At 65.7% G+C, this 12886-nt stretch carries 9 protein-coding genes and 1 pseudogene; 7 read left to right on the forward strand and 3 right to left on the reverse strand.

Going from position 1 to position 12886, the window contains the following annotated elements; genetic code table 11:
- The 7 genes and pseudogenes from E4L98_RS29925 to E4L98_RS03890 form a co-directional block, all read left to right on the forward strand.
- Positions 1-429 (forward strand): annotated as a pseudogene (locus E4L98_RS29925) (glycosyltransferase); the annotation flags it as partial.
- A 97-nt stretch (positions 430-526) separates the two neighbouring features.
- Positions 527-1288, forward strand: coding sequence for a hypothetical protein (locus tag E4L98_RS03865; RefSeq protein ID WP_135200256.1), 762 nt, complete (start codon positions 527-529; stop codon positions 1286-1288).
- A 10-nt stretch (positions 1289-1298) separates the two neighbouring features.
- Positions 1299-2072 (forward strand): glucose-1-phosphate cytidylyltransferase, encoded by a 774-nt coding sequence (gene rfbF / locus E4L98_RS03870; protein WP_135200257.1) that lies wholly within the window; start codon positions 1299-1301, stop codon positions 2070-2072.
- Positions 2072-3172, forward strand: coding sequence for a CDP-glucose 4,6-dehydratase (gene rfbG / locus E4L98_RS03875; protein WP_135200258.1), 1101 nt, complete (start codon positions 2072-2074; stop codon positions 3170-3172). Before rfbF ends, rfbG begins: the two co-directional genes overlap by 1 nt.
- Positions 3160-3603, forward strand: coding sequence for a dTDP-4-dehydrorhamnose 3,5-epimerase (locus tag E4L98_RS03880; RefSeq protein WP_135200259.1), 444 nt, complete (start codon positions 3160-3162; stop codon positions 3601-3603). Before rfbG ends, E4L98_RS03880 begins: the two co-directional genes overlap by 13 nt.
- Positions 3600-4472, forward strand: coding sequence for an SDR family oxidoreductase (locus E4L98_RS03885; protein WP_135200260.1), 873 nt, complete (start codon positions 3600-3602; stop codon positions 4470-4472). The genes E4L98_RS03880 and E4L98_RS03885 overlap by 4 nt, the downstream gene beginning before the upstream one ends.
- Positions 4473-4481: 9 nt before the next feature.
- Positions 4482-5744 carry a protoporphyrinogen/coproporphyrinogen oxidase gene (locus E4L98_RS03890; protein WP_135200261.1) on the forward strand — a complete coding sequence of 421 codons (1263 nt, stop codon included), beginning with the start codon at positions 4482-4484 and terminating at the stop codon, positions 5742-5744.
- Positions 5745-5761: 17 nt separating this feature from the next.
- On the opposite strand, the gene E4L98_RS03895 is transcribed toward E4L98_RS03890, so the two are convergent.
- From E4L98_RS03895 to E4L98_RS03905, 3 genes are all read right to left on the reverse strand, one after another.
- Positions 5762-7129 carry an HlyD family type I secretion periplasmic adaptor subunit gene (locus E4L98_RS03895; protein WP_135200262.1) on the reverse strand — a complete coding sequence of 456 codons (1368 nt, stop codon included), beginning with the start codon at positions 7127-7129 and terminating at the stop codon, positions 5762-5764.
- Positions 7102-9252, reverse strand: a complete 2151-nt coding sequence (locus tag E4L98_RS03900) for a peptidase domain-containing ABC transporter (protein ID WP_135200263.1) — start codon at positions 9250-9252, stop codon at positions 7102-7104. The genes E4L98_RS03895 and E4L98_RS03900 overlap by 28 nt, the downstream gene beginning before the upstream one ends.
- A gap of 185 nt (positions 9253-9437) precedes the next feature.
- A partial coding sequence (locus tag E4L98_RS03905) for a beta strand repeat-containing protein (protein ID WP_135200264.1) occupies positions 9438-12886 on the reverse strand: 3449 nt, incomplete at its 5' end.

Here is a 12886-nt window from a genome sequence, read left to right on the forward strand (position 1 = left end):
GTGCTGTGCCAGCCCGCCTGCCTGCTGCTGCGGCGCGCGCACCTGGGCGCGGCCTTCGGCGACTATCAGGGCAAGCGCTACCGTGGCCTGGCCGGCGTCGCCACCGCGCTGGCCGTGCTGGCCGAACACCAGTGCGCCTACCTGCCGGCCGCGCTGTGCAGCGGCGCCGCGCCACGCCAGAGCCAGCCGGCCGACGCCATCGACCTGGCGCTGGAGCGCCTGCACCTGTTGTACGAACCCCACACGCGGCTGCACTTCCTGCCCGACACTGAGCGCTACAAGGCGCTGCTGGCCGGGCGCCTGAACGCGCTGGCGCGGCTGGTCGGCGAACGCTACGCCCACGTGGCCGCCGGCGACCAGCTGCACATCGCCGCCGTCCAGCAGGCACTGCGCGAAGGCTATGCTTTGTTGCTGGCGCCGCCGCCCTGATCGCCATGCCGCGGCAGGAACGAACGCGCTATAATCGGCTCGCCCGTTTCGATGGCGCAACTGTGAGCAAGTACGACTTTTACCACGGACCGGAGCCATGACCACGCCCCTGTTTTTCTGCATCACCCACAAAGAGCCGGAGTGGCCGCTGCCGGACTTCCTGACCATCGTCGGCAGCGGCGGCTACGTGCCGCCACAGGGCCTGGCGATGAGCCAGCTGGCGCCCGACCTGGCCTTCCAGAACGAGCACCTGGGCGAATTCGCCGCCATGTTCGGCCTGCGCCGCCTGCTGGCCGACGCGCCGCAGGACCGCCTGTTCGGCATCTGTCACTACCGCCGCTTCGCGCTGACCCAGCCGCTGGGCGAGATGCGCGGCTTTAACAGCTATGCCCATCCGAGCCTGCTGGCGCGCGCGCGGCCCGAGCACTTCTTCGGCGACAGCACCCGGATCATCGTACCGTCCAAGGTCACCTTCGCCGGCAGCGTGCTGCGCCAGTATGCCGCCGTGGCCGAAGCGCGCGACATCCTGATGTACTTCGGCTGCGCCGTCGATGCCGGTGTGGTCGATCAGAACGACGTCGCCGATTTCCTCAGCCAGAACGCCTTCATGCCGGCCTGCACCGCCGCCTACATTCCGGTCGGCTGGTTCTGCGACATGATCGACCGCGTGGAGGCGGCAACGAAACAATTCATGAACACCGTGCACATCGAGCGCGAAGGCAACCAGAAACGCAACGCCGGCTTTGCCGCCGAGCGGTTTTATTCGATGCTGCTGCAACAGCACCTGGACCAGTACGGCTGGGATCGCGTCATCATGACGCCGATGACCATGCTGATGGAAGACGGCGCACGCAATTAAAGGAACCCGCATGAAAGCAGTGATACTGGCCGGCGGCCTGGGCAGCCGAATCAGCGAAGAAACCACCCTCAAGCCGAAGCCGATGGTGGAGATCGGCGGCAAGCCGGTGCTGTGGCACATCATGAAGATCTATTCGCACTACGGCATCAACGACTTCGTGATCTGCTGCGGCTACAAGGGCTACGTGATCAAGGAGTACTTCGCCAACTACTTCCTGCACATGTCGGACATCACCTTCGACATGCGCAACAACGAGATGAAAGTGCACCAGCAGTACGCCGAGCCGTGGAAGGTGACGCTGGTCGATACCGGCGAAGACTCGATGACCGGCGGCCGCCTGCGCCGCGTCAAGGATTACGTCAAGGACGAGGAAGACTTCTGCTTCACCTACGGCGACGGCGTCGGCGACGTCGACATCGCCAAGGTGATCGAATTTCACCGCGCGGCCGGCGTCGACGCCACGCTGACCGCCACCTATCCGCCCGGCCGCTTCGGCGCGCTGGACATCCAGAACGGCCGCGTCGGCTCGTTCAAGGAAAAGCCGAAAGGCGACGGCGGCATGATCAACGGCGGCTTCTTCGTGCTGAAACCGAAGGTGATCGACCTGATCGCGGGCGACGACACCACCTGGGAGCGCGAGCCGCTGGAAATGCTGTCCACCAGCGGCCAGCTGGCGGCGTATCAGCACGACGGCTTCTGGCAGCCGATGGACACGCTGCGCGACAAAACCTATCTCGAATCATTGTGGCAATCCGGCCAGGCGCCGTGGAAGGTATGGGACTGATGTTTGGACAAATTTATGCCGGCAAGCGCGTGCTGGTCACCGGCCATACCGGCTTCAAGGGATCTTGGCTGACCACCTGGCTGCTGAAACTGGGCGCCACCGTGGCGGGCCTGTCGGACTGCATTCCGACCGAGCCGTCGATGTTCGACAAGACCGGCCTGGCCGGCAACATCGAACACCATCTGGGCGACGTGCGCGACCTGGCCACCGTGCGCCAGCTGATCGAGGACTTCGAGCCGCACTTTGTGTTCCACCTGGCGGCGCAGGCCATCGTCTCGACCTCGTACAGCGACCCGCTGGGCACCATCAGCACCAACGTGATGGGCACCGCCAACGTGCTGGAAGCGCTGCGGCAGGTGAACCCGGACTGCGTGGCGGTGATGATCACCTCCGACAAGTGCTACGAGAACGTCGAATGGGTGTGGGGCTACAAGGAAACCGACCACCTGGGCGGCCGCGATATCTACAGCGGCTCCAAGGGCGCGGCGGAAGTCGTCATCCATTCGTATGTCGAATCCTTCTTCCGCTCGGAGAACTGCAAGGTGCGCGTGGCCACCGGCCGCGCCGGCAACGTGATCGGCGGCGGCGACTGGGCGCGCGACCGCATCGTGGTCGATTGCATGCGCGGCTGGTCGGAAGGCCGTCCGGTCGAAATCCGCAGCCCGTCGGCGACGCGGCCGTGGCAGCACGTGCTGGAGCCGCTGAGCGGCTATCTGACGCTGGGCGCGGCGCTGGCGCATGATCCCAGGCTGCACGGCGAATCGTTCAACTTCGGCCCGCGCGCGGAGCAGAACCGCACCGTGCTCGACCTCCTCGGCGATTTGAGCAAGGCGTGGCATTTCAAGTCGCTGGACGATGCTTACCGCGTCACCGCCAACATCCCCTTCCATGAAGCGGGCCTGCTGAAGCTGAACTGCGACAAGGCGCTGTTCCACCTGAAGTGGGAAGCCAACCTGCAGTACAGCGAGCTGGTGGACTTTGTCAGCGACTGGTACTACAAGTATTACCGCGAGTCGGCCGACATGTACGCGCTGACCCAGACCCAGATCGGCGCCTACGAAGAGCGCGCCCGCCAGCGGGGGCTGGTATGGACGCGCTGACGCCGCCGTTCCTGACGCCGCTGCGCCGCATCGCCCATCCGCTGGGCGATATCCAGCATGGCATGAAGGCGGTGGACGAGGGCTTTGCCGGCTTTGGCGAAGCGTATTTCACACGCATCCATCCGGGCGCGGTGAAAGGCTGGAAGAAGCATACGCGCATGCAGCTGAACCTGGTGGTGCCGTGCGGCGCGGTGCGCTTCTACGTGCGCGGCGACGACGGCCAGGCGTTTTCCTTCCTGCTCGGCGACGAGCCGGGCGCGGTGCCGGGCACGCAGTATGCGCGGCTGACGGTGCCGCCGGGATGGTGGGTGGCGTTCGAGGGCGTCGGCCAGCAGCTGAACCAGGTGCTGAACCTGGCCAGCATCGGGCATGATCCGCAGGAGGCCATCAACCTGGACCTGACGACTTTCCCGCTGGAGCCGCAGCCGTGAAGCTGCTGCTGACCGGCGCCGGCGGCCTGCTCGGCAGCGCCGTCATCGAAGCGGCCGCCGCGCGCGGCGACGCATGCCATCCATTGGCCCGCCCCGCGCTGGATGGTGGCGCCTCGGCCGCCGCGCAACTGGCGCAGCGGATGCTGGGCCATGATCTGCTGCTGCACGCCGCCGCCAACACCAATGTCGAACAGTGCGAGACCGATCCGGATGCCTGCTACCGCGATAACTTGCTGTTGACCGAACTGCTGGCGCAAGCGGCCGCGCTGGCCGGCGTGCGCATGCTGTTCGTCTCCAGCACCGGCTTGTACGGCAGCGCCTCCGACGCTCCCTACCGCGAATACGACGCCGTCGCGCCGACCACGCACCATCACCGCGGCAAGCTGCTGGCCGAACAGGCCGTGCTGGCCGCCGCGCCCCATAACCTGGTGGTGCGCACCGGCTGGCTGTTCGGCGGCGCGCCGGCGACGCCCAAGAACTTCGTCGCCCGCCGCATCGACGAGGCGCGCAAGGCGCTGGCCGAAGGGCGCCACCTGGAATCGAATGCCGAGCAGCGCGGCGTGCCGTGCTGGAACCGCGACATCGCCATGCGCATGCTGGACCTGGCGGCGGCCGGCGTCACCGGCGTGGTCAACTGCGTCAACAGCGGCAACGCCTCGCGCTACGAATACGTCGCGGCCATCGTCAAGGCGGCCGGCATCGCCATCGAAGTCCAGCCTTCGACGGCGGCGGGCTTCAACCGCAAGGCCAGGGTCTCCAACAACGAGATGGCCGACAACTGGAAAATGCGCGCCCTGGGCTGGCCCGAAATGCCGGACTGGCGCGCCAGCCTGCAAACCTATCTCTGCACCGAGCTGGCAGACTACTGAGACTCCATCATGATAGAAGAACTGGATGTGGTGATCCTGGGCGGCGGCGTCGCCGGCCTGGGCGCCGCACTGAAAGCCCGCGAGAGCGGCCGGCGCGCCGTCATCTTCGAAGCGCGCGGCTCCGCCGGCGGCCTGCTCGACAACTTCAGCATCGACGGCTTCCGCTTCGACCACGCGGTGCACCTGAGCTTCGCCAGCGAGGAAAAGGTGCGCGCCATCTTCGACCGCACGCCCTACATCACCCATCCATCGGACTCGTATTGCTTCGACCAGGATCGCTGGCTCAAGCACCCGGTGCAGAACAACCTGGCGCCACTGGACGCCGGCGACAAGGTGACGCTGATCAAATCCTTCCTGGCCCGTCCCTCGGAACTGGCCGGCGACGATTACGAAAGCTGGCTGCGCCACCAGTACGGCGACGCCATCGCCGGGCGTTATCCGATCCGCTACACGCAGAAATACTGGGCCACGCCGGCCAGCGCCCTGTCCACCACCTGGATAGGCCAGCGCATGCGCCGCGCCGAGCTCGACGAGATCCTGTACGGCGCCATGACCACCGAAACGCCGAACACCTACTACACCAAGGAGATGCGCTATCCGCGGCAGGGCGGCTACAAGGCTTTCATCGCGCCGCTGATCGCCGACAGCGAGATCCGCCTCGACCACCGCGCCAGCGCCATCGACACGGCGCGGCGCACCGTCACCTTCGCCAACGGCGCCGTGGTGCGCTACCGGCAGCTGGTCAGCACCCTGCCGCTTCCCGTTCTGGCGCGCATCAGCACCGATGCACCGTTGGACGTGCGACAAGCGGCCGGGCAGCTCAAGGCCACCGCCATCGATCTGGTCTCGGTCGGCTTCAGCAAGGCCATCATCAAGGACCTGTGGTTCTACATCTATGATGAGGACATCCTGGCCAGCCGCGCCTATTCACCGTCGGTGAAATCGCCGGACAACGCGCCCGCGGGCTGCAGCTCGCTGCAGTTCGAAATCTACAGCCGCGGCGAGCAGTCGCAATACACGAAAGAGGAAGTGATCGCCAACACGCGCGCGGCGCTGGTCAAGATGGGCATCGGCCAGCCGGAAGACGTGCTGTTCGTCGATCACCGCGTGCTGCCGTTCGGGAATGTGATTTTCGACCTGGGCATGGAAGCCAGGCGCCAGACCGTGCTGGACTGGGCCGCCGCCACCGGCATCGCCAGCTGCGGCCGTTTCGGCGCGTGGGACTATCTGTGGTCCAACCAGAGCCTGCTCAGCGGCTACAACGCGCTATGAACGCGCTGTAGGCGCCATCAAGGTTCGCGGATCGATTCGTCGAGCGCGCGGGTCAGCGGGAAGATCAGGTAGGACATCACGGTGCGGTGGCCGACCACGATTTCCGCCGTCACCGTCATGCCCGGCAGCAGGCGCGCGTCGCCGGGCAGCTTGCGCAGCTTGCCGCTGTAGGCGATGCGGCTCAGGTAATACTGATCCTGCCCGCCGCCATTCTTGTCGGCGGTGTCGCGCTTGAACGAGTCCTGGCTGATGAAACGCACCTTCCCGTCCAGCATGCCATGCTCCTGGAAGCTGTAGGCATCCACCTTCAGGTGCGCCAGCGCGCCGGTCTTGATGTAGCCGACGTCCAGCGAATCGATCTGCACTTCCGCTTCCAGCTCGGCGCCCAGCGGCACCAGCGTGAACAGCGGTTCCGCTTCGCGCACGATGGAACCGATCGACAGCTTGCCGATCTCCAGCACCACGCCGTCGGACGGCGCCACCATCTGCACCATCTTGCTGCGCTTGTCGGCCTTGACCAGTTGCTCGTTGATGCTGCTGCGCTCGCGGCTGGCACTGAGCAAATCTTCCATCGACTTCTGGCGCCAGCTCTTTTCGAACGCGGCGCGCTCCGCCTCGGCCGAGGCCAGCTCGCGCTTCATCTCGGTGGCCTTGTTACGCTGCAGGTCCATGTCGCGTTCGACTTCCAGACGGCGGTCGCGCGCTTCCAGCAGATGCATCTTGGCGCCGAACTGCTCGGCCATCAGCTGCTCCTGCATCGCTTCCACCTCGCGCAGCGACTTCACGCGCTGGGCCAGGATCTGCTGGTCGTGCTGGTTGGTTTCCAGGCCGGCTTTCAGGCGCGCGATGTTCTCTTCCATCTTGGCCTTCTGCGCCGCGTAATTGGCCTTGCGTTCGCTCGACAGCTGCGCCTGCAACTGGGCGTCGGCGCTGCTGCCGCTTTGCGGATTGGCGCCGGCCGCGCCGCTCAATTCGGCGCGCAGGCCGGCGGCCTGGGTATCCAGCGACTCCAGGCGGGTCCGCAGTTCGGTCTCGTCAGCCGCGGTGAAGGTCGGGTCCAGCGTGGCCAGCACCTGCCCCTTCTTGACGATCTGGCCGACGCGCACGTCGATGCTCTTGATGATGGAAGTGTCGAGCGGCTGCACCACGATGTTCGGCAACGGGTTGACCAGCTTGCCGTGGGCGATCACGATCTTCTCCACCGGCGACACCGAGGCCCACACGATGAACACGACGAACGCCAGCAGCAGCAGGTGCAGCACCAGCCGCACCGAACGCGGCAGCGGGCCGCGCTCGATGGCATCGGCGTCCGGCAGGAACTCGATCTCGGTCTCGTCCTTTTTGCCGCGCTTGAAGTTTAAAGGTGACTTGTTTGCTGGTTCCATAAGTGCTGGTAAGTTTCGCTACGGGTGAGCAGTTCTTCATGGCGGCCGGCGTCGACCAGCGAGCCCTGGTGCATGACCATGATCTTGTCGGCGTCGACCAGGGTGGACAAACGGTGCGAAATCATCACCACCGTGCGGCCCACCGCGATCTTCGACAGGTTGTTGATGAAGATCGCTTCCGACTCCGGGTCCAGCGCCGACGCCGCCTCGTCCAGCACCAGGATGCGCGGCCGCGCCACCAGGGTGCGCGCGATCGACAGGCGCTGCTTCTGGCCGCCGGACAGGTTGGCGGCGTTTTCTTCCAGCACCGTGTCATAGCCCTGCGGCAGACGCTCGATGAATTCGTCGGCGCCGGCGGCCTGCGCCGCGGCCACCAGTTCTTCGAAGGTGGCGTCCGGCTTGGTCACGGCCAGGTTGTCGCGCACCGTGCCGCGGAACAGGAAGTTCTCCTGCAGCACCACGCCGATCTGGCGGCGCAGATGCGACAGCTCGATCTCGCGCGCATCGATGCCGTCGAAGCGGATGATGCCCTCCTGCACCGGATACAGGCCCTGGATCAGCTTGGTCAGGGTGGTCTTGCCGGAGCCGGAACGGCCGACGATGCCGACCACCGTGCCCTGCTCGATGGTGAAGCTGGCCTTGTTCAGCGCCATGTTCTGCGCGCCCGGATAGCGGAACACCACGTTGTCGAACTTGATCTCGCCTTCCAGGGTCGGGCGCATGCCGTTGGCGCCGGCGCGGCCTTCCGGCGCGCGGTTCATCACCTCGCCCAGCATGCGCACCGACAGCGCGGTTTCCTGGTACTCGTTGACCAGGCCGACGATGGAGATCAGCGGCTGGGTCACGCGGCCGGACAGCATCTGGAACGCGATCAGCGCGCCGACCGTCAGCGTGCCGTTGAACACCTGCGAGGCGCCGACGATGATGATGGTGACCGGCAGCAGCTTGCCGAGGAAGTCGGTGACCGAGTTGCCGGCGATGGAAATCTGGCCGACACGGAAGTGCATGGTGATCGCCTCGGCCGAGCGCTGGTCCCACACGCGGCGCTGCGACGGTTCGATCGCCAGCGCCTTGACGGTGCGCATGCCGTGGATGGTTTCCACCAGCATGCCCTGGCGCTGGCCCTCGGCCGAGTACAGCTGGTTCAGACGGCGCTGGAAGGTCGGCACCATGGCCATCACGATGCCGCCGATCATGCTGGCAAACAGCAGCACGACCAGGGTCAGCGGGAAGGAATAACTGAACAGAATCGGAATGAACACCACCAGCGAGATCAGGTCCAGGCCGGTCATGAACAGCCGGCCGGTGAGGAAGCTGCGGATTTTTTCCAGCTGCTGCATGTGGCGCGTGACCACGCCGGCGCTGGTGGTCTCGAAGAAATCGATGGGCAGCGACAGCAGGTGCGCGAACACGCGCCGCGTCAGGCGCATGTCGATCTTGTTGGACGCGGCCAGGGTCAGCGTCTGGCGCAGGAAGCCGAAGGTCGAGTCGAACACCAGCGCCATCACGATGCCCACGCCCAGCACCTGCAGCGTGGTCACGCTCTGGTGGGTCAGCACCTTGTCGATCACCAGCTGGAAGAAGATCGGCGAAGCCAGCGCCAGCAGCTGCATGGCGATGGCGGCGATGAAGATGTCGCGGAAGGCGGCCTTCTGCTTGAGGATCTCGGGAATGAACCAGCGCAGGCCAAACGGCTGGTTGGGATCGGTCAGGCGGTGCTGGCGTTTGACGAACACCACCTCGCCCTGCCAGCGCTGCTGGAAGTCGCTGCGCTTGACCATCATCACGCTGGCGTTGGCCAAGGTCGGGTTCAGCACAGCCACCTGGTCTTCGCCGCCGAGCTCGCCCTGCTTGACGCCGACCACGATCACGTAATTGCCTTCCGCCAGTTTGGCCATCAGCGGGAACACGCCGCCCTGCGCCATCAGGCGCGACCAGCTCAGGTTGTCGGCTTTGGCCTTGAGGCCGATATCGGAGGCGATGCGCAACAGCATGCCGGTGTTGGGTTCCTCCTGGCGCAGCGCGTTTTCGTCGATCAGGCGCTCAGGATTAATCTGCAGACCGTGGTGCTGGGCGATGGCCGTCAGGCATTGGATCGCAGTGTGGGGGAATTTATCTTGCATAGGCCTTAAGGATAAAAGCTTGCGTAGGCGCACTATCGTGCCAGCCTGAGGATTCTAACTCAGGCGGATATTTGCTGTGGCATTTTGTGTTGCAGAAACACCGTCGCTTTCAGACCGCTATTCGGCGCTTAAAAAAAAACGGCAAGACCCGCAGGTCTTGCCGTCTTACTGCTTAGCAGCTGATCTTACTTGGCAGCCAGGAAGCCCTGGTTGTGGTTGCCGCCTTGCAGCGCTTTCAGACGCTGGCTTTCCTCGGTCGACACCTGGTGGCTCGACGCGGTCAGCTTGTTGTCGTAGCTGCCGATCGCGCTGGCCAGGGCCGCCACTGCGCTGTTGTTGGCAGTCGGCATTTCCAGCTTGGTCGCGTTTTCAGCGGCCGAGGCAGCTGCGCTGTTGTAGCTCGACATGGCGTTCGACAGGTTGCTGACCGAGCTGCTGACGCTGCTCGTGCTGCCCATCGCGAACCAGACGTCGGCCGCGGTGTGGCTGGCGCCGTCGGCGGTCTCGAAGGTCGAGGTGATACCGACGATGTTGCCGTTGTTGGCCGACACGTTCTGCTTGGCGTCCAGGTTCAGCTTGGTGATGCCCAGGTCTTTCATCGACTTCAGCTCGTCCGCCTGGCTGATGCCGTCGGCATTGCCGTCGACCCAGACACGCAGATCCGCAAAGGCGCTGTCCTTGGCATCGACCACGCCGTCGCCGTTGGTGTCCAGCTCGGCCAGTGCTTCGTAGCCGGTCTTGGCTTTCTGACCGTTGGCCAGCGTGGTACCCGAACCGAACAGCTCGCTACCGTTGTTGATCTTGCCGTCGTGGTTGCGGTCCAGGACCAGCAGACCGTCGCCGCCGCCAACCCAGCCGGTGCTGGTCTTGTTGCCGTTATCCAGCACGTCGAACTGCACGCCGGCCGACTGGTTCAGGGTCTCGATGCCGTTGCCGTTCAGGTCCAGCACGATCGGGGTACCCAGTGGCGAAGGCAGCGCCGCGATCTGCGCGGTGGTCAGGCCAGGCACCTGGGCGGTGGTGATCGAGCAGACCTGCGAGGTGGTCATCGCGTGGATCTGGTCGGTCGTCAGCGCGCCGATCTGCTGGGTGCTCAGGGCGGCGATCGCCGAGGTCTTCAGGGCACGCAGGTCCGCGGTTTCGATCGCGACCAGCTGGTCGGTGCTCATCGCCTTGATCTGGGCGCTGGACAGGGCAGCCACCTGGTTGCTCGACAGTGCCACCACCTGGTCGGTGGTCAGCGCCGCGACCTGGGCGGTCTTCAGCGCGGCCATCGAGGCGGTCTTCAGCGTTGCCACGTCTTCGGTCGCCAGGGCGGCGATCGCAGCGGTGGACAGCGCCGCCACCTGGCCGGAGCTCAGCGCGCCAACCTGGTTGCTGCTCAGGGCCACCACCTGGTCGGTGGTCAGGCCGCCGACGCTGGCGGTGGTCAGTACCGACACCTGGGTGGTGCTCAGCGCGCCGATCTGGTCGGTGGTCAGCGCACCCAGTTGCGACGACTTCAGGGTGGCGATGGTCGCGGTCTTCAGGCCGCCAATGTCGGCGGTCTCGATCGCGGCCACGGCGGTGCTGCTCAGGGCCGAGAACTGCGCGGTGCTCAGCGCGTTCAGCTGGTTCGACGACAGCGCGACAACCTGGTCGGTGGTCAGGCCGTTGGCCAGCGCGTTGGTGCTCAGCGAAGCCACTTGCGCGGTGCTCAGCGCGGTCACCTGGCCGGTGGTCAGCGCGGCCACTTGCGAGGTGTTCAGGGCGGCGAAGGCCGAGGTCTTCAGCGCGCCGATGTCCTGGGTCTCGATGGCGGCGATGCCGTCGCTGCTCAGGGCGCCAACCTGGTTGCTGCTCAGGGCGCCGATCTGGATCGACGACAGGGCCACGACCTGGTCGGTGGTCAGCGCTTTCATCTGGTTGGTGCTCAGCGCGGCAATCGCGCCGGACTTCAGGGCCGCCAGATCGCCGGTTTCGATCGCGGCGATGTCGTTGGTGTTGAAGGCCGCGATCTGCGCGCTGCTCAGGGCGCCGAACTGGTTCGACGACAGGGCCACGACCTGGTCGGTGGTCAGCGCCGCGATGTTGGCGGTGGTGATCACGGCGACTTGCGCGGTGCTCAGCGCGCCCAGCTGGTCGGTGGTCAGCGCCGCCAGCTGTGCCGACTTCAGCGAAGCGATCACACTGGTCTTCAGGCCGACGATGTCCGCGGTCTCGATCGCAGCCACCGAGTTGGTGCTCAGGGCGGCGAACTGTGCGGTACTCAGGCCGCCCAGCTGGTTCGACGACAGCGCGACAACCTGGTCGGTGGTCAGGCCGTTGGCCAGCGCATTGGTGCTCAGCGAGGCCACTTGCGCGGTGCTCAGCGCGGTAACTTGCGCGGTGCCCAGCGCGGCCACCTGCGAGGTGCTCAGGGCGGCGATGGCGGCGGTCTTCAGCGCGCCGACGTCCTGGGTCTCGATGGCGGCGATGCCGTCGCTGCTCAGGGCCGACACTTGCGCGCTGCTCAGGGCGCCGATCTGGATCGACGACAGGGCGACAACCTGATCGGTGGTCAGCGCCTTCATCTGGTTGGTGTTCAGGGCGGCGATGGCGCTCGATTTCAGGGCGGCCAGGTCACCGGTTTCGATCGCGGCGATATCGTTGGTGCTGAAGGCGGCGATCTGCTGGCTGCTCAGGGCGCCGAACTGGTTCGACGACAGGGCAACAACCTGATCGGTGGTCAGCGCCGAGATATTGGCGGTGGTGATCGCAGCAACTTGCGTGGTGCTCAGGGCACCCAGCTGGTCGGTGGTCAGCGCCGCCAGTTGCGACGATTTCAGGGCGGCGATGACGTTGGTCTTCAGGCCGACGATGTCCTGGGTTTCGATCGCGGCGATCGAGTTGGTGCTCAGCGCGCCGAACTGCGCGGTGCTCAGGGCACCCAGCTGGTTCGACGACAGGGCCACCACCTGGTCGGTGGTCAGGCCGCCCAGGTTGGCGGTGCTGAACGACGACACTTGCGCGGTGCTCAGGGCGGTCACCTGGCCGGTGGTCAGCGCAGCCACCTGCGAGCTGTTCAGGGCAGCGAACGCCGAGGTCTTCAGCGCGCCGATGTCCTGGGTTTCGATCGCGGCGATGTCATCGCTGCTCATGGCAGCGACTTGCGCGCTGCTCAGTGCGCCAACCTGGGTCGAGGACAGGGCGACAACCTGGTCGGTGGTCAGGGCCTTGATCTGGTTGGTGGTCAGGGCGGCAACCGCGCTCGACTTCAGAGCGGCCAGGTCACCGGTTTCGATCGCGGCGATATCGTTGGTGCTGAAGGCGGCGATCTGCTGGCTGCTCAGGGCGCCGAACTGGTTCGACGACAGGGCAACAACCTGATCGGTGGTCAGCGCCGAGATATTGGCGGTGGTGATCGCAGCGACTTGCGTGGTGCTCAGGGCGCCCAGCTGGTCGGTGGTCAGCGCCGCCAGTTGCGACGATTTCAGGGCGGCGATGACGTTGGTCTTCAGGCCGACGATGTCCTGGGTTTCGATCGCGGCGATCGAGTTGGTGCTCAGTGCGCCGAACTGCGCGGTGCTCAGGGCGCCCAGCTGGTTCGACGACAGCGCGACAACCTGGTCGGTGGTCAGGCCGCCCAGGTTGGCGGTGCTGAACGACGACACTT

This window comes from Duganella callida (assembly GCF_004614165.1).
GTDB classification, from domain to species: domain Bacteria; phylum Pseudomonadota; class Gammaproteobacteria; order Burkholderiales; family Burkholderiaceae_D; genus Rugamonas; species Rugamonas callida.

What these genes read in the sequence shown, in the direction of transcription:
- E4L98_RS03890 (WP_135200261.1), top strand. Translation starts at nt 4,482, where the DNA reads ATGATAGAAGAACTGGATGTGGTGATCCTGGGCGGCGGCGTCGCCGGC.
- rfbG (WP_135200258.1), top strand. Translation starts at nt 2,072, where the DNA reads ATGTTTGGACAAATTTATGCCGGCAAGCGCGTGCTGGTCACCGGCCAT.
- rfbF (WP_135200257.1), top strand. Translation starts at nt 1,299, where the DNA reads ATGAAAGCAGTGATACTGGCCGGCGGCCTGGGCAGCCGAATCAGCGAA.
- E4L98_RS03880 (WP_135200259.1), top strand. Translation starts at nt 3,160, where the DNA reads ATGGACGCGCTGACGCCGCCGTTCCTGACGCCGCTGCGCCGCATCGCC.
- E4L98_RS03895 (WP_135200262.1), bottom strand. Translation starts at nt 7,129, where the DNA reads ATGGAACCAGCAAACAAGTCACCTTTAAACTTCAAGCGCGGCAAAAAG.
- E4L98_RS03865 (WP_135200256.1), top strand. Translation starts at nt 527, where the DNA reads ATGACCACGCCCCTGTTTTTCTGCATCACCCACAAAGAGCCGGAGTGG.
- E4L98_RS03900 (WP_135200263.1), bottom strand. Translation starts at nt 9,252, where the DNA reads ATGCAAGATAAATTCCCCCACACTGCGATCCAATGCCTGACGGCCATC.